This window comes from Devosia sp. Root105 (genome assembly GCF_001424865.1).
Lineage (GTDB): Bacteria > Pseudomonadota > Alphaproteobacteria > Rhizobiales > Devosiaceae > Devosia_A.
This window is the reverse complement of sequence record NZ_LMCR01000016.1, coordinates 366,475-387,889: the sequence shown is the minus strand read 5'-3', so window position 1 is coordinate 387,889 and position 21,415 is coordinate 366,475. Positions and strand designations below refer to the sequence as shown.

The window sequence follows — 21,415 nt, the reverse complement described above, 5'->3', positions numbered from 1 at the left end:
GCCGAAAAGCAAGGAGCCGGGCACATGGCCCGGCTCCTCAAAAACTCAACGATGGCCAGCCCTTAGAGCTGGCGGATGGTCACGGGCCGGTCGTCGTTCCAGGCGACGGCATTGCGCAGCGGCAGGCCGAACTGGCTTTCCTCGATCTCGAACACATCGCCGGGCTCGGTCTTGATGCCGTCGGCAAAGCTCAGCGTCGCGGTGCCGAACATGTGGACGTGGATGTCGCCCGGCTGGCGGAACAGGTCGTACTTGAAGTGGTGGTGCTCGAGGTTGGCGATGGTGTGGCTCATGTTGTCCTCACCCGAGAGGAACGGCTTCTCCCACAGCACCTTGCCGGCGCGCAGGATCCGCGACATGCCCGAGACGTTGCGCGGCAGCTCGCCAACCCGCAGCTCCGGCCCGAACGAGCAGAAGCGGAGCTTGGAATGGGCGAGGAACAGGTAGTTCACCCGCTCGGTCACGTGGTCGGAGAACTCGTTGCCGAGCGCGAAGCCAAGGCGGAAAGGCGTGCCGTCCTTGCCGATATAGTAGATGCCGGCGATCTCGGGCTCCTCGCCGGCGTCCTTGGCGAAGGCAGGCGAGGGGATCGGCTGGCCCGGCGCGGTGACGGTGTAGCCGTTGCCCTTGTAGAACCATTCGGGCTGCACGCCGATCTCGCCCGGCGCGGGCTTGCCGCCTTCGAGACCCATGCGGAACATCTTCATCGAATCGGTCAGCGGCGCTTCAGCCTGCTGCTGGTTCGACTTGTGCATGGCGTCGCGGGTCGAAGCCGAACCCAGGTGGGTAAGGCCAGTGCCGGTGACGTAGAGGTGCGACGGATCGACATGGTCGATCGGGGCAAGCAGGCGGCCCTCACGGGCGAGCGCCTCGCGATCGAGCTTGGCGCCGAGGCCCTTCTCGATGACCACGGCGCGCAGCGACAGCCCGCGCTCGGCGGCTTCGGCAGCGAGCGCATAGACGCTCTGGGCTCCGGTGACCACGCTGGTGACGCCGCCTTCGGTGGCGCCGACGGCGCGCGCGCCCTTGTCGTCCTGGAACTGGATGAGATGCATGAAGCCCATTCCCTTGATTTTCGTTGCCGCCCTATAGCGCGGCGCAGCCGCGATTGCATTTGGATTTTGGATGTAGATCACCAACGCGGGTGCCAAGGGTGCGCAGCGGTCGAATCGCAAGGCGCCGGTGCGTAAGGAACAGCGAATTTACCCCCTTGACGATTTGGAAACGAAATGAGAACAGAATGAGTACATTAGATGGACATCTTATCGGTTTGCGCGGCGCAGACCGAAGTGGAATAAGGGAGACCGGTGATGGCTGCTGTTGCGCCTCTACGAGTTATTGAGGGATCGATGGATAAGGAGAAGGCGCTGGCAGCAGCGCTGAGCCAGATCGAGCGGAATTTCGGCAAGGGCACGGTGATGCGCTTCGGCGAGGGCGCCATTGCCCAGGTCGAGGCGATTTCCACCGGCTCGCTCGGACTGGATATCGCACTGGGCATCGGTGGGTTGCCGCGCGGCCGCATCGTGGAAGTGTTCGGGCCGGAAAGCTCGGGCAAGACCACGCTGGCGCTGCATGTGGTGGCCGAGGCGCAGAAGAACGGTGGCATCGCCGCCTTCGTCGACGCCGAGCATGCGCTCGATCCGATCTACGCCAGGAAGCTCGGCGTGAAGGTCGATGAGCTGTTGATCTCGCAGCCCGATACCGGCGAGCAGGCGCTCGAGATCGCCGATACGCTGGTGCGCTCCGGCGCCGTCGACGTGCTGGTGGTCGACTCGGTGGCCGCACTGACCCCGAAAGCCGAACTCGAAGGCGAGATGGGCGATTCGATGCCGGGCCTGCAGGCGCGCCTGATGAGTCAGGCGATGCGCAAGCTGACCGGCTCGATTTCGAAGTCGAAGGCGATGGTGATCTTCATCAACCAGATCCGCATGAAGATCGGCGTGATGTACGGTTCGCCCGAAACCACGACCGGCGGCAATGCGCTGAAGTTCTACTCCTCGGTCCGCCTCGATATCCGCCGCATCGGCGCGATCAAGGAGCGTGAGGAAGTCATCGGCAACCAGACACGCGTCAAGGTGGTCAAGAACAAGCTGGCTCCGCCGTTCCGCCAGGTCGAGTTCGACATCATGTATGGTGAAGGCATCTCCAAGACCGGCGAACTGCTCGATCTCGGCGTGAAGTCGGGACTGGTCGAGAAGTCCGGCGCCTGGTTCTCCTATGACAGCCAGCGGCTGGGGCAGGGGCGTGAAAACTCCCGCCAGTTCCTCAAGGACAACCCGGCGATCGCCGACCAGATCGAAAAGGGCGTGCGCGAAAGCTCCGGCATCCTCGGCGAAGCGCTGTTGGCCGGGCCGGAAGGTGACGAGGGCGACGACGGGGACGCGTGATCGGACCCGCCGGGATGTGAAGAAGAGGGCGCCCAGGTGGCGCCCTTTCGTTTTGAGCGGTGGGTTGCGTTTCCACGATCGTGCCATTCACGCCGGCGCTGGTGGGTAAACTCAATTGTGCCCATCCACCGGCCGTCATCCCGGCGAATGCCGGGACCCACTGCTCGGACAATGGACTGGGTACGAACCCCGCCGGTCCGTCACAGCAAGGTCGGATGGGTCGACGTTGGCGGAATGTTTGTTGCACTGGGTCCCGGCGTTCGCCGGGATGACGGCCGGTGCTTGTTGCGGGACTGACGACAGTGCGATCTCCGCGTCCTACGCACCCAATCTGACACCTCTCCCCACCCTGCGCTGGACACAACCGCAAGCCCCGCGATAGAAGGCCTTTCCTGTTGTTCTTGGCGGGGCTCATGGCCTCGCCATTTGTCTGTAAGAGACCCGTCATGACGAGCGTGAACGATATCCGGTCGAGCTTTCTGAGCTACTTCGCGAACAATGGTCACGAAGAAGTCGCATCGAGCCCGCTGGTGCCGCGGAACGATCCGACCCTGATGTTCACCAATGCCGGCATGGTGCAGTTCAAGAACGTCTTCACCGGCGTCGAGAAGCGCGACTATGTGCGGGCGACCAGCTCGCAGAAATGCGTGCGCGCCGGCGGCAAGCACAACGACCTCGACAATGTCGGGTTCACGGCGCGCCACCACACCTTCTTCGAGATGCTCGGCAATTTCTCGTTCGGCGACTACTTCAAGGAGCACGCGATCGAGCTGGCCTGGAACCTGCTCACCAAGGAGTGGGGCCTGCCCAAGGAGAAGCTGACCGCGACGATCTACGAAGACGACGACGAGGCGATGGCGCTCTGGAAGAAGATCGCCGGCCTGCCCGAGGATCGCATCGTGCGGCTCGGGGCCAAGTCGAACTTCTGGCAGATGGGCGATACGGGCCCGTGCGGTCCGTGCTCGGAAATCTTCTACGATCACGGCGACAAGTACTGGGGCGGCCCGCCGGGTTCGCCTGAGGAAGACGGCGACCGCTTCGTCGAGATCTGGAACCTGGTGTTCATGCAGTTCGAGCAGTTTGCGGACGGCTCGCGCACCAGCCTGCCCAAGCCTTCGGTCGATACCGGCTCGGGCCTCGAGCGCGTCGCGGCGGTGATGCAGGGCACGAACAACAATTACGAGATCGACCTGTTCAAGTCGTTGGTTTCGTCGACCATGCACGCCACCAACTTCAATGGCGACCCGACGACGCCGAGCCTGCGCGTCATCTCCGACCACGTGCGCGCCATGAGCTTCCTCATTGCCGAAGGCGTGCTGCCGTCGAACGAAGGTCGCGGCTACGTGCTGCGCCGCATCATGCGTCGCGCCATGCGCCACGCGACCCTGCTCGGCGCCACCGACCCGGTGATCCACAAGATCGTGCCGACGCTGGTCAAGGAGATGGGCCAGGCCTATCCCGAGCTGGTCCGCGGCGAGCAGATGATCGAGGAGACGGTCCGGCTCGAGGAGCAGCGCTTCCTCAAGACGCTGAGCCGTGGTCTCGTCATCCTCGACGAAGCGACCGCCGATCTCAAGCAAGGCGACATGCTCGAGGGCGTCACGGCCTTCAAGCTCTACGACACCTACGGTTTCCCGCTCGACCTGACGCAGGATGCGCTGCGCACCCGCGGCATCAATGTGGATCTCTCGGGCTTCGAGGACGCGATGGCCCGCCAGCGCGCCGAGGCGCGCAAGAGCTGGGCCGGTTCGGGCGAAGCGAGCGAGGACAAGGTCTGGTTCGCGGTTGCCGACCAGGTCGGCCCGACCGAGTTCCTCGGCTACGAGACCGAGACCGCCGAAGGCGCGGTCACTGCGCTGGTCAAGGGCGGCGCCATCGTCGACGAGCTGAAAGCCGGCGACGAAGGCTATGTCGTGCTCAACCAGACGCCGTTCTACGGCGAAAGCGGCGGCCAGGTCGGCGACACCGGTTCGCTTACCGGCGAAGGTATCGCCGCGACCGTGACCGACACGGTCAAGAACAACGGCGTCTTCGGCCACAAGGTGAAGGTCACCGACGGCACCATCAAGGTCGGCTCACCGCTGGCGCTGATCGTCGATCACGACCGGCGCTCGGCCATTCGCGCCAACCACTCCGCGACGCATCTGCTGCACGAGGCGCTGCGCCTGGTGCTGGGCGATCACGTGGCGCAGAAGGGCTCATTGGTCTCGGCCGATCGGCTGCGCTTCGATTTCGTCCACACCAAGCCGATCACCCCGCAGGAACTGGCTCAGGTCGAAGAGATCGCCAACGATATCGTCTTGCAGAACTCGCCGGTCGAGACGCGCCTGATGGGCGTCGAGGAAGCCAAGGAGTCCGGGGCTCGCGCGCTGTTCGGCGAGAAGTACGGCGATGAAGTGCGCGTCGTCTCGATGGGCGATCCGACCGGTAACGCGGTCGGCTGGTCGGTCGAGCTCTGCGGCGGCACGCATGTGCGCCGCACCGGCGATATCGGGCTGATCACCATACTCGGCGATTCCGGCGTTGCCGCCGGCGTGCGCCGCCTCGAGGCGCTGACCGCCAAGGGCGCGCGCCAGCATGCGCGCACCAATGCCAACCTCGTTGCCGGCGTCGCCGACGCGCTGCATGTGGGGCCGCACGAGGTGTTCACCCGCATCGAGGCGCTGCAGGAAAACCTCAAGAAGGCGGAGCGCGCGCTCACTGACGCCAACAAGAAGCTGGCGCTCGGCGGGGGCGGTTCGGCGCCGGCTTCGGCTGACGAGACGGTCAATGGCGTTACCTATGTCGGCCGCGCCGTCGAAGGCATTTCGGCCAAGGACGTCAAGGGCCTGGTCGATACCGAAAAGAAGCGGATCGGTTCGGGTGTGGTTACGGTTGTGCTGAAAGGCGATGACGGCCGCGGCACCGTGGCGGTTGGCGTCACCGAGGATCTGACCGGCAAATATTCGGCCGGCGAGCTGATCAAGCTGGCGACCGCGGCCTTGGGCGGGCAGGGCGGTGGCGGCCGTCCCGACATGGCGCAGGGCGGCGGTCCGGATGGCGCCAGGGGCGCCGACGCAATCGCCGCGGTGCGCGGCGGGCTGTAGCATCTGGCGGTGAGCGGGCGCGTGCTGCCCCTCACCCTGACTTTCTTTCCAGTTGGCGCAGGCGCGTCGACCGGACGCGATGCCTCTCCCTTCTCCCCTCAGGGGAGAAGGTGGCCGAAGGCCGGTTGAGGGGTGAAGCCGCGCCATGCGCGCTCGTTGAGAAGCTGAACCCCTCACCCTAGTTCCGCTACGGACCTGACGGTCCTAGCTGCACTAGCCCTCTCCCCTCAGGGGCGAGGGGACAATGTGGGGCAGCCCGTGCCCTTCCCGCAGAACTTCCTGAGCGAACTAGACCGGGTCCGGGCCCGGACCCTTGAAATCGTCCGGCGAGGGATTGTCTCGCCGGGCGCGATATTCGGCCCAGCGTCCGGCGATGCGGGCGCGGGCGCCATCGGCGAAGATGTTGGCGAGCCCGGCGGCGACGATGACGCCAAGCCCGGCAAGGCTGATCGCATCGGGCACTTCGCTGAAGAACAAGGCCCCGAACAGCAGCGCCCAGATGATCTGGCTGTACTGCATCGGCGCCACCCGGCTCGCCGGAGCCAGGGCGACGCCCTTGAGCTGCAGCAGATAGCCGATGCCACCCAATACGCCGCAGGCCACCAGCCCGCCCAGCAGCAGCGGGCTCGGCCAGCTGAAGCCGACAATAAAGACGCCGACCAGGTTGACCACCAGGGTGAGCAGGCCGGGCAGGGCGAACAGGGTGACGCGCCGCTCGGCGCCGGAGATCAACCGGATGGTGGTGAGCGACACGGCAGCGGCGAGCGCGCAGATGAAGGCGGCGATGTGCCCGAGCTCGATCTCGCGAAAGCCGGGCCGCACCACCAGCAGCACGCCGAGGAAGCTGATGACCACCAGCGCCCAGCGATCGAGCGACACCTCCTCCTTGAGCACGACGACCGAGAGGATGGTCGCCAGCACCGGGATGAGGAAGACGAGGCAATAGGCTTCGGCCAGCGGGATGGTGACGAAGGCGTAGGTGATCAGCACGGCGCTCAGCGTCCGGCAGAACGCGACGAGGAGCATCAGCGCCGGGCGGTTGAGCTTGAAGGTGTCGCGCCAGCGCTCTTCGCGCGGCTTGGAGAACAGAGCCGGCAGGAACGAGAAGACGGTGGTGAACAGGCCAATCTCGAAGACGCTGAGTGAGCCGCCCAGCGCTTTGACCAGTGCATCGGCGGTCGAGAATGACGCCATGCCGCCCAGCACGCAGAGCACGCCGAGCGAAACCGGTGAGAGGGAGCGCAGCATCTACTTGCCTGGCGCCGCTTGCGCCTGGTCGTCGGCATCGCCGCGTCGCGGCAGCTTGGCGTCATCGCCGAGCGGCGGACTGACCTCGGAAACGGCACTGGCCGGACCGAAGACCGACAGGCGCGAGAAGATGCGGATGCGCGTTTCGTCCGACATCACGTTGAGGATGCCGCAGATGGCAACGACGACGAGCCCACAATAGGCGACGGTATCGGGATACTCGGCATAGAATATCGCGCCGAAGACGATGGCCCAGGCGATCTGGCTGTACTGGGCCGGCGCGATCATGCTTATCGGCGCGGTGCGGGTCGCGGTGATGAACAGGATGTTGCCGGTGCCGCCCAGAGCCCCGATCAGAACCAGGAAGGCGAATTCCTGCAGCGTCGGCCAATGGAACCCGGCGATGAGCATCAGGATGGAGTTGATCACGACAACGTAGCCCAGCGGCAGGCCGAGCAGGCTGACGCGCTTTTCGACCGGGGCGACCTTGCGCAGCGTGGTGGTGGCGATGCCGCCCATCACCGCGGCGCCGACCGCCATGAGATGGCCGAGTTGCAGTTCGCGGAAGCCCGGCCGGACGACGAGGAGCACACCGCAGAAGCTGGCGCCAAGGAACAGCCAGCGCTGCCAGGTCACGGTCTCGCCGAGGAAGCTCCGCGACAGCGCCACCACGAAGATCGGCGCCAGGAAGGCGATCGAGTAGGCCTCGGCCAGCGGAATATGGGTGAAGGCGTAGATGATGCAGAGGTTGCCGATCACCCCGGCAATGCTGCGCAAGTGCACCAGATAGGGGTGGCGCATGCGATGCAGGTGCCGCCAGTGCTCGCCCTTGGGCTTGGTGAAGATCGCGGGAATGAAGGAAAACAGCGCCGTCCAGAAGGCAATTTCGAAGACGGAGAGGCTGGTGCCGAACCCTTTGATGATGGCGTCGCAGCAGGAATAGAGGAGGTAGGCAAAAAGCGCGAAAGCGACGCCGGAGGGCATCTTCTGGGCATCCAAGAGGGGAGGGACGGCAACTGGTATGTTAGTCCTATACGATGGGCCGGCCGCACCGTCGATGGGCGGGAATGCCACAGGGCCTAATTATTTCGTCTCTACTTGAAGCGTTCACGCGCCAGCGGCCCGATGGTCTCGATTTTGTTGGTCCAGATGTAGCCGGCAAAGTTGTCGGGCACCTGAGCCAGCAGTTCGGGCGTATCGATGCCGGCAGTGCCGGGATCGCCGGAGCTGTAAGGGCCGAGCAGGATCACCTCCGAGCCGGCCTGCTGCAGGCGCTCGATGAAGAGGTTCGGCCAGCCCCAGACGAATGGCGCGACATTGATCGGCAGCATCACCTTGGTGTTGCGGCAAGCGTCCGGAACAAACCCGGTCCAGCCAAACCCCTCATATTGCAGCAGGCAATCGACCAGACCCTTGCGCGACCAGACATTGAGATCGCCGATCAGCTCGGCGGCGCGGTAGGTTGGCGGATCACCACCATAGGCGCCCCAGACGGCCGGCCGCCATTGCGGGTGCGACGACAGCAGCTCGGCCAGCATATCGCCCTCGCGTGCCTCGTTGCTCTTGAAGTTGACGAGGAAGCGCTCGGCGGGGAAGGCGGTGAGCACCTCCTTGAGTTCGGGCATCAGGCCGATGCCCTTGCCGCGAAACGGAAAGCTCGCGCCGCCATCGGCGGTGTAGCCGTAGCCGATATCGAGCAGCTTCAGCGACGCCATGTCGTGGCCACGAGTCTCGCCGCTGCCTTCGGTGCGGCAATCGACGGTCCAGTCATGCAGCACGGCGAACTGGCCATCGGTGGTCGGATGGACATCGAGCTCGACAATGTCAGCGCCCGCGGCGAAGGCCGCCTGCATCGAGGGGAGGGTATTTTCGAGGTAATCGTGCGTCGGCCGATCGATCCGCTCGGCGGTGCAGGTATCGTTGTTGAGGTCGGCGCGATCGAAGGTCTGGTGCACGCCGCGATGGGCGATCAGCTCGAGCTTTCCCTGAGGCAGCACGACGCGCCAGGACGCATTCCAGACGTAGACCGCGGCGACAATGACCGCGAGGCCGAGCAGAATCTTTTTGAACATCAATACCCCTCAATGCGGCTGACGCTCAGGTGGGTTCATGGCCCAAGTATGACCGGATGGCCTCAGCCGCAGTTGAGTTTGGAGCCTTGGAAATCGGCTTCGCACTGGATGCGCCGGAGGGTCGCCAGGTCCTCGTCGGTGGGGGCTTCGCCGTTGGGTTTCACCACGATGGCCTCCACCACGGCGCTGCTTTCGCCATTGAGGATGCCGAACCAGACAAAGGTCGCGGCCGTATCGACGAAGGCGCCTTCGCGCACGAAACCAGTGTCGCTGGTGACCTCGTTGGTGTAGGCGCGGCCCAACGCGCCCTGGGCGAAAGCGCTGTCATAGAGCTGGCGAGTGCCGACGCGTTCGAAGACGAAGACATCGCCCAAATGCGAGACGCGCGAGCTGGGCGTGCTGGCGTCGACGATGAGGTCGCTGGGCATGGTCGGCAGCAGCGGCGGCAGCGCCGTGTTGAAGCGGTTGGCGTCGATATCGGCTTCGCCGGGCAGGTCGAGGCCGTCGATATCGGCGTCGAGCGGCAAGAAGAAACTGTTGAGCGGCCCCTTGGCGAAAATGCGCTTCAGCGGGTCGCGCCCGACGCCGGCTGTGGACCAGCCGTGCTGGCGGTTGAAGAAACTGGTGCTCGCGGCATTGAGGCCGTCGAGGCCGGGGCTGAAGTAGAGCGCGATCTCGTAGTCGCCATCCGTCGCCATCGAGGCGTCGGTGGCCGAGCAGCTGCCGATATCGAGCAGCCGGTCGCCCAGCTTGTATCCGGAGATCGGTCCGGCCAATTCGGCTTTGCCGATGGCCGGCGTGTAGTCGGATACGAAGCGCCACTGCATGTCGTACGGGGCGGCGCGCTCGTCGATGGCGAGGAGGCGCAGGCAGGCCTCACGGATGGCGGAAGGCAGGTCGGTGATCCAACCGGAGGACGGTGTGGGCGGCAGGGTGACCCGGGCCAAATAGAGGTCTTCCGCGGTCACCAGGTTGTAGGTTTCCTCCGGGCCCATGCCGACCATTTTGAAGATCACCTCGGGATCGACGTTCCACTTCACCAGCTCCTTGACCATCAGGGCGAGTAAATCCCGCGTCTGGCCCTGCATAGCCATGGCGCCGCGCTCGTTGAGGGCATTGGTGAAGGACACTTCGTCGGAATAGGGGGCGTGGAAGCCGACGACGGATCCGGGCTCGACCATCCGGTCGACATAGGTGCCGACGCCGTCCTGGCTGGACCAGGCGGAACCGCCGAGGAAAGCGAAAGCGCAAGCGGAATAGCAGCCGCTGCCGCGCTCGACGACGGTGGCGATATGGTTGGCGCGGAGGAAGTCGGCGAGCGCCAGGCCCTCAAAATAGCTGCCGCCCGGCCCATTCAGGGTGAGCACCGCCGTTGCCCCTCCGTCGGGCTCGATGCACGACAGGCGGCATTTGACGAAGGTGTCGTACATGCTCTGCAGCGTTGCGACATCGCCGTCGGCGGTATCGCCGTCATAGTGCAGGTGCGGCACCGGGTGCGCGGCGGAATACTGCATTGAGACGATGGAAATAGTTGCGGCCGATGCGTTGATCGGCAAGGCGACGAAGATCGACAGCAGAGCGGTCGCGAAGGCGAGAAGACGCATGCGAAAATTCCCCCGAGAACTGTAGTTCTAGGAGCTTTGACGCGCGCCGTTCAAGCGTCCTTGGGGTGGGTCGAGACGGAAACTGCTAGAGGGCCCGGACGCGGTTGTTGCGCGGCCCGTGTTCCAGTTCGACGAGACCCAGGAGCTCGAGCACCGGCGTCACGTAGTTGGCGAAGCGGCCGCGAAATCCCTTCCGGATGCCATACCACCCACCCACCGGGTTGTCGGGAGAGCGGGCCCAGGCTTCGACCGTACCAGGCTTGGCGTCCTTCTGCTCATCGGCATTGCCGAGTTCCACCCAGTCGCCGTGCTGCTTCAGCATCTGGTGCAGGTCTTCGATGGCCCTGAGGTGGTAGCGCAACTCGGTGCCGGCGGCGACGCAGATAAGGGCAGGCGGCGAGGCATCGGGAGCACGGTAAAGCGTGATGTCGCTGCTGCCCGGCGGGGTCTTGAGCAACCACGGATCGTCTCTGGTACCTGCTGCCATCGTTCGCTCCTCATCTGGTGGGGCGAACTATAGACCGGCCAGATAACGGAGGCACTAGAGAGGGCGCGGGCGGCGATGTGGTCGCCGCCTGCTATCGGGTCGGACGTCAGGCAGCCATGGCCTTCTTCAGGTTGGCGTCGATAGCGTCGAGGAAGCCAAGGGTCGAGAGCCACTTCTGGTCCGGGCCGACGAGCAAGGCGAGGTCCTTGGTCATCTGGCCGGCTTCGACGGTCTCGACACAGACCTTCTCGAGGGTCAGGGCGAACTTCGCCAGTTCGGCATTGTTGTCGAGCTTGGCGCGGTGCTGCAGGCCACGCGTCCAGGCGAAGATCGAGGCGATGGAGTTGGTCGAGGTCTCCTTGCCCTGCTGGTGCTGGCGGTAGTGACGGGTGACGGTGCCGTGCGCCGCTTCGGCCTCGACGATCTTGCCATCGGGGGTCATAAGCACCGAGGTCATCAGGCCGAGCGAGCCAAAGCCCTGGGCGACGATGTCGGACTGCACGTCGCCGTCATAGTTCTTGCAGGCCCAGACATAGCCGCCGGACCACTTCAGCGCCGAGGCGACCATGTCGTCGATCAGCCGGTGCTCGTACCAGATCTTCAGCTCGTCGAACTTCTGCTTGTAGTGCTCCTCGAAGATCTCCTGGAAGATATCCTTGAAGCGACCGTCATAGGCCTTGAGGATGGTGTTCTTGGTCGACAGGTAGCACGGCACCTTGCGGTTGATGGCGTAGTTGAACGAGGCGTGGGCGAAATCGCGGATCGACTCGTCGAGGTTGTACATGGCGAGCGCCACGCCGGCGCCCGGCGCCTGGTAGACTTCGTGCTCGATAACCTGGCCGTCTTCGCCGGCGAACTTGATGGTCAGCGTGCCCTTGCCCGGGAAGCGGAAATCGGTAGCTCGGTACTGGTCGCCGAAGGCATGGCGGCCGACGATGATCGGCTGGGTCCAGCCCGGTACGAGGCGTGGCACGTTCGAGCAGATGATCGGCTCGCGGAAAATCACGCCGCCCAGGATGTTGCGGATGGTGCCGTTGGGCGACTTCCACATCTTCTTGAGCTTGAACTCTTCGACGCGCTGCTCATCGGGGGTGATGGTGGCGCACTTGATGCCGACGCCGTGCTTCTTGATGGCGTTGGCGGCGTCGACCGTCACCTGGTCGTTGGTGGCGTCGCGGTTCTCGACCGAGAGGTCGTAGTATTCGATATCAAGATCGAGATAGGGAAGGATCAGCTTGTCCTTGATCGCCTGCCAGATGATGCGGGTCATCTCATCGCCGTCGAGATCGACGACAGGGTTGGCAACTTTGATCTTGGCCATGCGTAAGCTCCTCAGCGGCGCGGAAAATCTGATGCCGGGGCTAATAGCATGAAATCGGCCGAGCGAAAGCGCCCGACGGGGACTGGTTCGCGGAGTTTTCTAAGGGTGGCCGAATGGCGTGGCTCACCAGAGCTGCGGTTTTGCGACCATCAGCCAGTACACCGCCAGCAGCGCCGTGAATGCCGGCCAGCCGAGCCAGAACCACAACCGCATGGCGCTGAAATAGGCGGGCGGGAGTGGGGTCGCCGAGCGGGCGGCCTCGGCGGCAAGCCGCGTGGCGCGGATCTGCAGCCCGACCACTGGCGCCCAGCAGGCGAAGGCAAGGGCATAGAGCCCGTAGCTGACGATCAGCCAGCTTTCGCCGAGGCTGTAGCCCGCAACCGAAGCGAGCATGACGCCGGACACCGGCTGCAGGATGCCGCTCGATCCGGTGAAGATCCAATCGGCGCGGACCACCATCTTACCCACCTTGGCGATGGTCGCCGGCTCGCGGGTCAGGTGCGCCGACCAGAAGGAGTAGGCAGTGCCGGCCCCGAAGCCGAACAGCACGGTCGAGCTCAGGATGTGCACCCATTTAAGCAGCAGGTACGGGTCCATCAGCGGCTGTCCGAGAGCACGGCGTTGATCATGATGAGCGCGAGGATCGGGATGTTCTTGACGAGCGGGCCGAACGGGTCGCCCCAGAGCCCCGGCATCACCAGGGTCAGGCCGGCGGTGTAGCCGAGCACCAGTGCCAGCTGCAGGGCGAGGGCCCAGCGGCCGCGCCGTTCGAACAACAGCAAGCCGGCAGCCACCAGATCCAGCAGACAGGTGACGAGCACCAGCGGTTGGGCGACTGCGGCCGGGAGCCCAAGGCTCGCGACGAAACTGGCCGCCATTTGCTGGCCGGACAGCAGGCCGGCCACGGCCGAGGCGAGCCAGATGAAGATCAGGCTGAGCTTGGCAGCAATGCCGAGGAGGAACAGCCGGGAGTGCCAGCGGTCCTGAACGTCGGCCGGCTCGCGTTCGAGCATGGTTGCCAGGCTCATTGGTGAAAAGCCGATGGCGGCGGCGAAGCCGGTTCCGTCGGCCGCGTTGCCGGCCGCGAGCTGCCGCAGCGTCGTGGTCGATAGCGGTCCGCCGCCGAACCAATCGCCCAGCCGGGCGGCGGCCCAGGCGAAGGGGGCTGGGATGGCGAGTTCCGGCGCCGGTGAAAGGCCGAGCCAGCGACGATAGGCGCGCACCAGTTCCGGCAGGCGAAGCGTATCAGGGCCAGCCGGCTCCAGGGTACGGTTGGCAAAGCTCTGGTCGGTGGCGACACGGAGGACCGTCTGGGCGAGGTCGCGGGCGTGGATCGGAGAGAAACTGCCGTCGCCGATCGCGATAACCGGGGTGACGAGCGGCGATCCGGCGACGCCGCGCAGCAGTGACGAGCCGCCGAAACTGCCCTTCGCCACCACCATTGATGGCCTGAGGATGGTCCAGGGGACTGAGCTTTGCCGCAGCACCGCCTCGCCGCGCAGTTTGGTGGCAGAGTAAGGAGTGTCGACGTCTTCCCGTGCGCTGATGGCCGAGATGAGGATGATGCGAGCGATGCCGGCGGCTGCTGCGGCTCGGTAGAGTGCCTCGGGACCCGCGACGTGCACGCGTTCGAGGTCGGGGCCAGAGAGTTGTCCCGCGGCGTTGACGATCACGTCGACGCCGGCAAGGCGGGATGCAACATCGCTCGGCAGTGACTCAATCAGGTCGAGGCGAATCGCCTCTGCGCTTGGAAAGGTCCGCGCGACCATTGCCGGGCTGCGGGCAGCAGCCGTCACGCGATGACCGCTCTCAAGCAGCTTCGCGACAATATGGCGTCCGATGAAGCCACCGGCGCCGAGAACCAGAAAGTGCATAACGCCCCCTTGCGCCGCCCGATCCACTGTAGCGAACACCGCTCTCCGTTGACACCGTGCATATACACACTATCTATCGGCGCATGGATGATTTCAGCCGGTGCATGGTTTCGAATACGCGGATGGCGGCGCGGGCGATCACGCGGCGCTATGATGCCTATACGCGGCCGTTCGGCATCACCTCGACGCAGTACTCGGTGCTCGGGCTGATCGTGGCCTCCGGCGAGCGGAACGTCAGCGAGCTGGCCGAACAGCGCGGCTTCGAGCGGACGACACTGACGCGGAACCTCGATCGGCTGGAGAAGATGGGGCTGATCGCGTCGCGCCCGGCCGAGCATGGCAATGGCCGGATCTGTTCGCTCACCCCGAGGGGACGCGACCTGGTCAACGAGTTGCTGCCGCTGTGGCGCAAGGCGCAGGCTGAGATCCGCGCCGAGCTCGGCGCCGACGGCTTTGAAGATACCCTGATGAAACTGCAGCGGCTCGCCACCATCTGAAGCGATGCGGCAGCCTGCTGACCTCGAGCCGACCCGTGTAACTACACATAAGGAAGAATTCCCATGGCAACTCAGTCCGATCCGATCGTCGTCACCGGCATGGGCGTGGTCAGCCCACTGGGCACCGGCGTCGAAACCGTGTGGTCACGGCTCATCGCCGGCAAGAGCGGCATTGTCCGGAACACCCGCTTCGACGTGACCAACTATACGGCCAAGGTGGCCGGGCTGGTGCCGACGAGCGAAACGGACCCTGAGGGATTCGATCCGCTGGTGGCGATCGACCCGAAGGACATCAAGAAGATGGACCTGTTCATCCAGTACGGGCTGGTCGCCGCGCAGGAGGCGATCGCCCAGTCCGGCTGGGCGCCTCAGACCGAGGACGAAAAGGCCCGTACCGCCACGGTGATCGGCACCGGGGTCGGCGGCTCGCCGGTTATGGCGCATGCGGTCGAGACGATCATCGAGAAGGGGCCGCGGCGGCTGTCGCCGTTCACCGTGCCGAGCTTTCTCGCCAACCTCGCGGCCGGCTGGATCTCCATCCGCTACGGCTTCAAGGGGCCGATCGGCGCGCCGGTGACCGCCTGCGCGGCGTCGGGCCAGGCGATCGGCGACGGCATGCGGCTGATCCTTACGGGCGAAGCGGACGTGGCTGTTGTCGGCGGGGCCGAGGGCTCGGTCGACCCGATTTCGGTCGGCGGGTTCGGCGCGGCGCGAGCGCTGGCGACGGCGTTCAACGACGACCCCGAGGGCGCCTCGCGGCCGTTCGACCGCAAGCGCGACGGGTTCGTGCTGGCCGAGGGCGCCGCAGTGCTGGTGATCGAGCGGCTGAGTCACGCCAAGGCCCGAGGCGCGACGCCGCTCGCGATACTTTCCGGTTACGGGACATCGGCCGATGCCTATCACCTGACGGCCGGCGAGCCGGGCGGCGCCGGAGCGCAGGCAGCGATGCGCGGCGCTTTGCGGATGGCCGGACTGTCGCCGGGTGAGATCGACTACATCAACGCCCACTCGACCTCGACGCAGGTCGGCGATGCGGCGGAGCTGGCCGGGATCGGCGCGGTGTTCGCCAATCGCGGCAAGGACCTCGCAATCTCTTCGACCAAGTCGGCGACCGGGCACCTGATGGGCGCAGCGGGCGCCATCGAGGCGCTGTTCTCGATCCTCGCGATCCGCAACGGCATCGTGCCGCCGACGCGCAACCTCGAGGATCCGGATGTGGGCGAGCAATTCAACCTGGTGCCGAAGGTGGCGCAGCAAAAGACCGTGCGGCATGCGCTGTCGAACGCCTTCGGCTTCGGCGGGGTGAACGCCACGCTGGTGTTCTCGGCGATTTAGGCGTTGACGCGGCTCGGCGACGATCTTGCCCTCGTCCCGGGCCCGGCCACACACGATTGCACTGCGGCGCGGCAGGAACGCTGGCGCGCCCGGCCGGTGAGACGTCGCCTGTGCGCGTGCGGGCCAATGCAGCGCAGATACCGATAGCCAGAATCATCGAGGCCACAAAACAAGGCATGCAACGTCAGGCTCGGACCAAGGAGCAATCCCGAAGGTCCGAGCCTGCCGGCAACTGCATATTGCGGCAGTAACGCTCGGGGGAAGTAATCAAGGCGGCGCGCCGTCTGGCAATCCGGTGATACTTTATCTATGAAGCCTGTCCCGACGGTTTGGTGGAATCGAGGTTTGGGAATGGCGAAGAAGCCGCGGCCGACTGCAGAGACGAGTACGCCGGTTCGCAAGCGCGGCCATGGCGTGCAGAAGGTCTACGAGAAGCTGCGGCAATCGATCCTCGATCTCAGCCTGCCACCGGGCAGTCCGCTTGATGAGATGCGGCTGGCGGAAGAGTTCGATCTGTCGCGCACCCCGATCCGCGAGGCCATGGTGCGGCTGGCGGCGGAGGGGCTGCTGACGACCTTGCCGAACCGCAACACCATTGTCGCGCCGATCGATTTCATCAACCTGCCGGTCTATTTCGAGGCATTGACGTTGATGTATCGCGTCACCACGCGCGCCGCAGCGGTACATCGGCGCCCTGAGCACCTGGTGCGCATCCGGGCCTTCGAGGCGGCTTATGCCGATGCCGTGCGACGCCGTGATGCGTTGGGGATGATCGCGATCAACCGCGATTTCCATGTCGCGGTGGCCGAGGCGGGGGGCAATGTCTATTTCACGCAGTTGTTCGCCCGGCTGCTCGACGAAGGGCGGCGGGTGATGCGGGTCTTCTATTACTCGTTCGACGACGACCTGCCGCGCCAGTATGTCGATGAGCACGCCGACATGGTTGCCGCCATCGAGGCGCGCGACGCAGACCGCGCCGACGCGCTGGCTGCGACACATGCTGCCCAGATCGTGCGACAGATCCAGGCCTATGTGGCGCGCGACACCACGAGCCGCATCGACCTGGCGCTACAGGAGCGGTGAGCGGGGGCCGCAGGGCCCGGGGGGCTGGAGGGCACGATGGCTCGGCCGCCCCCTCCCATCGGGAGAGGACCGCCGACTGCGTGTTCGGCGCCCCTAGCAGGGCGTTCAGCTTACGCCGCCTCGGACCATGCGGAGTACCAGGTGCGGAAGCGCTGGAGCGACTGTTCGGCGAAGCGCCGCTGCGCCGGGCTCAGGGCATCGGATTGGTTGAAGTGAAGCTCGTATTCCTTCTCGCCGTTGAGCGCGAGCAGGTATTTGAAGAACAGCACCAGGTCCGGACCGGCGTCCCAGGTGGAGAGGGTGATCAGCGCCTCTTCGAGTTCCCTGGCGCGGCGGCGCGCCACGGGGTCCCCCTGCTGGCCTTTGATGCACAAATCCACAAGGTGCAGCACTTCGCGCGGCAGGCAGTTGCCGATGCCGGTGATGGCGCCGGCGGCGCCGCACTGGATGAAGCCGTGATAAACGGCGGTATCGACGCCCACCATCAGCGTCAGGTTCGGGTCGGCTGAGGTGATGTGCTCGGCGGCATAGGAGAGGTCAGCCTCGCCGCCGAATTCTTTGAAGCCCACCAGGTTCTTATGCTCGGCGCGCAGCGCGAAGAACAGCTCGGCGCGGGTGGCAAAGCCATAGTAGGGGCTGTTGTAGATCACCGCCGGCAGGTCCGGCGCGGCCGAGAGCAGGGCCTTGAAATGCGCGTGCTGCGCAGCGGCCGACGAGCCGCGGGAGAGGACCCGCGGGATCAGCATCAGGCCTGCGGCGCCCACCTGCTGTGCATGAGCGGCATGGGCGGCAGCCGCCTTGGTGTTGACCGCGCCGGTGCCGACGATCACCGGGATGCCGGCCTTGACCAGCCGCTCGACGCCTTCCATGCGCTCAGCGTCGGTAAGCAGCGGCCAATCGCCCATCGATCCGCAATAGACGACGCCCGACATGCCGAGCCCGATCAGCTCGTTCGCCTTGCGCACCAGCGCATCGAAATCCGGCGTCCGGTCGGCGCGGCACGGGGTCATCAGGGCGGGAATGCACCCGGTGAACGGGCTCTTTTCCATGGGGTCTGCTCCAGCGGCTAAAGGCGATCAAGCGGCTCATCAAAGCATATTGCGCTTCGTTGTGATCTCCCTATAGGGTTCAGCCGACAGTTTGTCGACAGGGGAAATCCAGTCTCGCACGTGGGGTGCCGATTGGAGCCGAGGAGTGGCACGATGATCGATCCGACAGCGCTCCGCGCGGCGGTGGCAGAAGGGTTTGGCCGGCAGACCGAATGGCTGGCCAAGCTCGCCTCGTTCGACAGCACGCGCGGTAACGAGGCCCCGTGCCAGGATTGGCTGGCCGGCGAATTCGCGGCGCGCGGCTGGGCGGTCGACAGGTACACGATCGACGAAGTGGAGATCGCCGGCCTGCCGGGGTACTCGCCGGTGGTTGACGCCGATTACTCCAAAGCCGTGCAGGTGGTGGCGACGCACCAGGTCGAAGCGCCGGTCGGGCGAAGCCTGATCCTGATGGGGCATATTGACGTGGTGCCGGTCGGGGCGACCGAGCTTTGGTCGCAGGATCCGTTCAGGCCCGAAGTGCGCGATGGCTGGATGCATGGCCGCGGCACTGGCGACATGAAGGCAGGTGTCTCGGCCATGGTCTTCGCCCTCGATGCGCTGCGCCGGCTCGGCTATGTGCCGGGCTCACGCGTGCATATCGAGACGGTGAGCGAAGAGGAGTGCACCGGCAATGGCGCGCTTTCGACGCTGGCGCGGGGCTATCGCGCGGATGCGGCGTTCATCCCTGAAAGCATGGGGCACCAGATCATCCGCGCCGAACTGGGCTCGGTGTGGTTCCGGCTGCGCATCCTTGGCCGGCCGGGCCATGTGTACGCAGGCGTATCCACCGGTTCGCACGCCATTCTCGCGGCCATGGCCTATATCGAGGCGCTCAAGGGCCTGACGGCCGAGATCAATGCCGAGGCGGTGACGCACCCATATTTCGGCGCCATTGCCGACCCGGTGAAGTTCAACCCCGGCAAGATCCGGGGCGGGGACTGGCTGGGCTCGGTCCCGTCATGGTGCGAACTCGAGTGCCGGCTGTCGGTGCTGCCGGGGCATAGCCTCGCCGATGTGCGCGAGCGTGTCAGCGAGGCCGTTCGCCGTTGCGCCGCCGCGCTAGAAGCCGAGATGCCGGCGCTGAGCTGGATCGGCTTCCAGGCAGATGGCCACGTCTTTGCTCCGGGCACCGAGGCCGAGGCGCTGCTGGCCGGTATCCACGCCGAACTGCTCGGCCGGGAGCTCGAGCCGCTCAGCATGACGGCCACCAGCGATACCCGGTTCTACGACCTCTATTGCGGCATTCCGGCGCTTTGCTACGGCGGCAACGCCCGCGGCATGCACGCACCGTCGGAGGCGGTCGAACTCGCCAGCTTACAGACAACCACCGAGGTGATTGCCCGTTTCGTAGCCAGATGGTGCGGCCTGAAGGCAGCATGACCGCCAAAGTTTGGGCAGAATCCGGCTCAGAATCCATCTTGTCGACAAACTAAATATTCGCTCATACTGACATGAAAGCGTCGCAAGCAGGACCTCAATGCGCCTCACCGAGCAGAGCCAGATGCCCCATCGACGGCGCGACGCCGCCCCGCGTGACCTGGCGGTGGCTGGCCGATGAGCGCTGCGCTGAGCTTCACCAACGCCCGTCTGGTCGACCTCGACAGGCAGACGCTGAGCCCGTCGACCACTGTGTCGGTGCGTGACGGCAGGATCATCGGCGTCGGTGCAACGGCGTTGCCCGGGGACGAGGTGATCGACCTCGGCGGCCTGACGCTGATGCCGGGCTTCATCGACTGCCATTTCCATGTCGTGGCCTGGTCGCTCGACCTATGGGCGAATGCCATCGCGCCCGACAGCCTTGCAGCGGTGCGCGCCGTCAAGGTGATGGAAGAACTGCTGGCCGACGGATTCACCACGGTGCGGGATCTCGGCGGCGCCGACTACGGGCTCGTGCGCGGCGTCAACGAAGGGCTGATTGCCGGGCCGGACCTGGTCATCTGCGGCAAGGGGCTGTCGATGACCGGCGGGCATACGGACCTGCGTCAGCGCACCGACAGCCGCCCCGACACCCTGGGCTGGCGCGTCGGCAACATGGGCGTGCTGGTCGACGGCGTCGACGAAGTGCGTCGCGCCTGCCGCAAGATGATCAAGGAAGGTGCCCGCTTCATCAAGGTGATGGCCAATGGCGGTGTCTCCTCGCCGAACGATCCGATCGACGGCCTGCAGTATTCGGACGACGAGATCCGGGCGATGGTCGAGGAGGCTGGCAACGCCAACACCTATGTGTCGGCACATGTCTATTCCGATGCCTCGATCCGCCGCTGTGTGAAGCTGGGCGTCAAGTCGCTCGAGCACTGCAACCTGATCGCCGCCGAGACGGCGGCAATGGCGGCTGAAGCGGGCTGCATCGCCATCCCGACATTGGCGGCCTATGAGGGCCTCAAGCTCGAGGGGGCGCAGCTCGGCCTCGGCGAGGCTGAGCAACTGAAGCTGGACGTGGTACGCGATGGCGGCCGAAACTCGCTCGGCATCATGCGCAGGGCAGGCCTGCCCATGGCCTTCGGCACGGACCTGTTGGGCCAGTTGCGCAAATATGGCGGGCTCGAGTTTTCGCTGCTCGCCGAGGTGCTGACGCCGAAGGAAATCCTCAGCGGCATGTGGGACGCCGGCGCACGGCTTTGCCGCATGGAGGGCGAGATCGGCACCATGGCGGCCGGGGCGCGCGCCAACCTGGTGGCCTTCGACGTCGACCCATTCACCGACATCGCGGCGCTGGGGCGTCCGGCCGAGCACCTGAAGCTGGTGGTCAAGGACGGCGTGGTGGCGCATGACCGGAGGCGCGCATGACGCCTGACTTCGCGCACGCCTTCAGATTGGCCGCCGGCGAGCACGCCGCCGAGGCGGTGTTCGCCTATGCCCGGGCGGGTATCCACCAGGCGGCCGGCTCGCTCCTCACCACCGCTTCGGTCTACGATCTCAAGCAGATGCGCTCACGCCGGGTGTGGACCGACGATGCGGCAGCCTACCCGACGGGCAATTTCAAGCGGCTCGACCGCAACCGCTACTTCGAGACGGTGATCGAAGGCCGCCGCCCGTTCTCCTCGACGAGCATCGAGGAGATCGCCACGGTGTTCTTCGACTGGCGGAAAATCCAGCAGCTGGGGTTCGAATCCAACATGAACCTGCCGGCGATCGCCGATGGCCGCGTGATCGGCACCATCAACCTCCTGCACCGCAAGGGACATTTCACCGCCGACCGGGTGGCGCTGGCGCTTGCCTGGCAACCGGTGGCGACACTCGCCTTTCTTTTGCTCGACCTTGCTGGGTCGGAAGGCGCCAACTTCCACGGAACCGACACCGCCGGCGCGGTGGCGGCAATGGAGGGATAAC

Annotated in this window: 18 protein-coding genes; 8 read left to right on the top strand and 10 right to left on the bottom strand. The window is 65.5% G+C overall.

The window, feature by feature from the left end; genetic code table 11:
- Positions 1-62 precede the first annotated feature (62 nt).
- Positions 63-1,055, bottom strand: a complete 993-nt coding sequence (araD1, locus tag ASC68_RS18050; RefSeq protein ID WP_055882580.1) for an AraD1 family protein — start codon at positions 1,053-1,055, stop codon at positions 63-65.
- Positions 1,056-1,310: 255 nt separating this feature from the next.
- Here araD1 and recA point away from each other — a divergent pair, with 255 nt between their 5' ends.
- Positions 1,311-2,387: a recombinase RecA gene (gene recA, locus ASC68_RS18045; RefSeq protein WP_082528255.1), complete on the top strand. Its 1,077-nt coding sequence runs from the start codon at positions 1,311-1,313 to the stop codon at positions 2,385-2,387.
- A gap of 446 nt (positions 2,388-2,833) precedes the next feature.
- Positions 2,834-5,473: an alanine--tRNA ligase gene (gene alaS, locus ASC68_RS18040; RefSeq protein WP_082528254.1), complete on the top strand. Its 2,640-nt coding sequence runs from the start codon at positions 2,834-2,836 to the stop codon at positions 5,471-5,473.
- A 288-nt stretch (positions 5,474-5,761) separates the two neighbouring features.
- On the opposite strand, the gene ASC68_RS18035 is transcribed toward alaS, so the two are convergent.
- The 8 genes from ASC68_RS18035 to ASC68_RS18000 form a co-directional block, all read right to left on the bottom strand.
- Positions 5,762-6,721 (bottom strand): DMT family transporter, encoded by a 960-nt coding sequence (locus tag ASC68_RS18035; protein ID WP_055882269.1) that lies wholly within the window; start codon positions 6,719-6,721, stop codon positions 5,762-5,764.
- Positions 6,722-7,705, bottom strand: coding sequence for a DMT family transporter (locus ASC68_RS18030; RefSeq protein ID WP_055882268.1), 984 nt, complete (start codon positions 7,703-7,705; stop codon positions 6,722-6,724).
- A 110-nt stretch (positions 7,706-7,815) separates the two neighbouring features.
- Positions 7,816-8,793 (bottom strand): glycerophosphodiester phosphodiesterase family protein, encoded by a 978-nt coding sequence (locus tag ASC68_RS18025; RefSeq protein ID WP_055882265.1) that lies wholly within the window; start codon positions 8,791-8,793, stop codon positions 7,816-7,818.
- 62 nt (positions 8,794-8,855) lie between these two features.
- Positions 8,856-10,397, bottom strand: a complete 1,542-nt coding sequence (locus tag ASC68_RS18020) for a hypothetical protein (protein ID WP_055882262.1) — start codon at positions 10,395-10,397, stop codon at positions 8,856-8,858.
- 85 nt (positions 10,398-10,482) lie between these two features.
- Complete coding sequence (locus ASC68_RS18015) at positions 10,483-10,884, bottom strand: DUF6855 family protein (protein WP_055882260.1); 402 nt, start codon at positions 10,882-10,884, stop codon at positions 10,483-10,485.
- Positions 10,885-10,990: 106 nt separating this feature from the next.
- Positions 10,991-12,205 (bottom strand): NADP-dependent isocitrate dehydrogenase, encoded by a 1,215-nt coding sequence (locus ASC68_RS18010; RefSeq protein WP_055882258.1) that lies wholly within the window; start codon positions 12,203-12,205, stop codon positions 10,991-10,993.
- Positions 12,206-12,328: 123 nt separating this feature from the next.
- Entirely contained in the window at positions 12,329-12,802 is a 474-nt protein-coding gene (locus tag ASC68_RS18005) for a DUF2269 domain-containing protein (RefSeq protein ID WP_248310557.1), read from the bottom strand.
- Positions 12,802-14,079, bottom strand: coding sequence for an SDR family oxidoreductase (locus ASC68_RS18000; RefSeq protein WP_055882255.1), 1,278 nt, complete (start codon positions 14,077-14,079; stop codon positions 12,802-12,804). Before ASC68_RS18000 ends, ASC68_RS18005 begins: the two co-directional genes overlap by 1 nt.
- Before the next feature lie 104 nt (positions 14,080-14,183).
- Between ASC68_RS18000 and ASC68_RS17995 the strand changes: the two genes are divergently transcribed.
- From ASC68_RS17995 to ASC68_RS17985, 3 genes are all read left to right on the top strand, one after another.
- Entirely contained in the window at positions 14,184-14,576 is a 393-nt protein-coding gene (locus ASC68_RS17995) for a MarR family transcriptional regulator (protein ID WP_162247960.1), read from the top strand.
- Positions 14,577-14,639: 63 nt separating this feature from the next.
- On the top strand, positions 14,640-15,911 hold the full coding sequence (gene fabF / locus ASC68_RS17990; protein WP_055882251.1) for a beta-ketoacyl-ACP synthase II: 1,272 nt from the start codon (positions 14,640-14,642) through the stop codon (positions 15,909-15,911).
- A gap of 351 nt (positions 15,912-16,262) precedes the next feature.
- The gene (locus ASC68_RS17985) at positions 16,263-16,994 is read left to right on the top strand and encodes a GntR family transcriptional regulator (RefSeq protein WP_055882248.1); all 732 of its coding nucleotides are present in this window, start codon (positions 16,263-16,265) and stop codon (positions 16,992-16,994) included.
- A 110-nt stretch (positions 16,995-17,104) separates the two neighbouring features.
- Here the strand turns inward: ASC68_RS17985 and ASC68_RS17980 are convergent, their stop codons facing one another.
- The gene (locus ASC68_RS17980; protein ID WP_055882245.1) at positions 17,105-18,043 is read right to left on the bottom strand and encodes a dihydrodipicolinate synthase family protein; all 939 of its coding nucleotides are present in this window, start codon (positions 18,041-18,043) and stop codon (positions 17,105-17,107) included.
- 153 nt (positions 18,044-18,196) lie between these two features.
- On the opposite strand from ASC68_RS17980, the gene ASC68_RS17975 reads away from it, so the two are divergent.
- The 3 genes from ASC68_RS17975 (at position 18,197) to ASC68_RS17965 (ending at position 21,414) form a co-directional block, all read left to right on the top strand.
- Positions 18,197-19,465, top strand: coding sequence for an ArgE/DapE family deacylase (locus ASC68_RS17975; RefSeq protein WP_055882242.1), 1,269 nt, complete (start codon positions 18,197-18,199; stop codon positions 19,463-19,465).
- Between the two features lie 174 nt (positions 19,466-19,639).
- Positions 19,640-20,872: an amidohydrolase family protein gene (locus ASC68_RS17970; RefSeq protein WP_055882239.1), complete on the top strand. Its 1,233-nt coding sequence runs from the start codon at positions 19,640-19,642 to the stop codon at positions 20,870-20,872.
- Positions 20,869-21,414 (top strand): GAF domain-containing protein, encoded by a 546-nt coding sequence (locus tag ASC68_RS17965; protein WP_055882236.1) that lies wholly within the window; start codon positions 20,869-20,871, stop codon positions 21,412-21,414. The genes ASC68_RS17970 and ASC68_RS17965 overlap by 4 nt, the downstream gene beginning before the upstream one ends.
- Position 21,415 lies beyond the last annotated feature (1 nt).

Excerpts from the sequence above, each read along its gene's own strand:
- ASC68_RS18035 (WP_055882269.1), bottom strand. The coding sequence starts at position 6,721 with ATGCTGCGCTCCCTCTCACCGGTTTCGCTCGGCGTGCTCTGCGTGCTG.
- ASC68_RS17980 (WP_055882245.1), bottom strand. The coding sequence starts at position 18,043 with ATGGAAAAGAGCCCGTTCACCGGGTGCATTCCCGCCCTGATGACCCCG.
- ASC68_RS17975 (WP_055882242.1), top strand. The coding sequence starts at position 18,197 with ATGATCGATCCGACAGCGCTCCGCGCGGCGGTGGCAGAAGGGTTTGGC.
- ASC68_RS18010 (WP_055882258.1), bottom strand. The coding sequence starts at position 12,205 with ATGGCCAAGATCAAAGTTGCCAACCCTGTCGTCGATCTCGACGGCGAT.
- ASC68_RS17985 (WP_055882248.1), top strand. The coding sequence starts at position 16,263 with ATGGCGAAGAAGCCGCGGCCGACTGCAGAGACGAGTACGCCGGTTCGC.
- fabF (WP_055882251.1), top strand. The coding sequence starts at position 14,640 with ATGGCAACTCAGTCCGATCCGATCGTCGTCACCGGCATGGGCGTGGTC.
- ASC68_RS18015 (WP_055882260.1), bottom strand. The coding sequence starts at position 10,884 with ATGGCAGCAGGTACCAGAGACGATCCGTGGTTGCTCAAGACCCCGCCG.
- ASC68_RS17970 (WP_055882239.1), top strand. The coding sequence starts at position 19,640 with ATGAGCGCTGCGCTGAGCTTCACCAACGCCCGTCTGGTCGACCTCGAC.
- ASC68_RS18030 (WP_055882268.1), bottom strand. The coding sequence starts at position 7,705 with ATGCCCTCCGGCGTCGCTTTCGCGCTTTTTGCCTACCTCCTCTATTCC.
- alaS (WP_082528254.1), top strand. The coding sequence starts at position 2,834 with ATGACGAGCGTGAACGATATCCGGTCGAGCTTTCTGAGCTACTTCGCG.
- ASC68_RS18005 (WP_248310557.1), bottom strand. The coding sequence starts at position 12,802 with ATGGACCCGTACCTGCTGCTTAAATGGGTGCACATCCTGAGCTCGACC.
- recA (WP_082528255.1), top strand. The coding sequence starts at position 1,311 with ATGGCTGCTGTTGCGCCTCTACGAGTTATTGAGGGATCGATGGATAAG.
- ASC68_RS17995 (WP_162247960.1), top strand. The coding sequence starts at position 14,184 with ATGGTTTCGAATACGCGGATGGCGGCGCGGGCGATCACGCGGCGCTAT.
- ASC68_RS18000 (WP_055882255.1), bottom strand. The coding sequence starts at position 14,079 with ATGCACTTTCTGGTTCTCGGCGCCGGTGGCTTCATCGGACGCCATATT.
- ASC68_RS18020 (WP_055882262.1), bottom strand. The coding sequence starts at position 10,397 with ATGCGTCTTCTCGCCTTCGCGACCGCTCTGCTGTCGATCTTCGTCGCC.
- ASC68_RS18025 (WP_055882265.1), bottom strand. The coding sequence starts at position 8,793 with ATGTTCAAAAAGATTCTGCTCGGCCTCGCGGTCATTGTCGCCGCGGTC.
- araD1 (WP_055882580.1), bottom strand. The coding sequence starts at position 1,055 with ATGCATCTCATCCAGTTCCAGGACGACAAGGGCGCGCGCGCCGTCGGC.
- ASC68_RS17965 (WP_055882236.1), top strand. The coding sequence starts at position 20,869 with ATGACGCCTGACTTCGCGCACGCCTTCAGATTGGCCGCCGGCGAGCAC.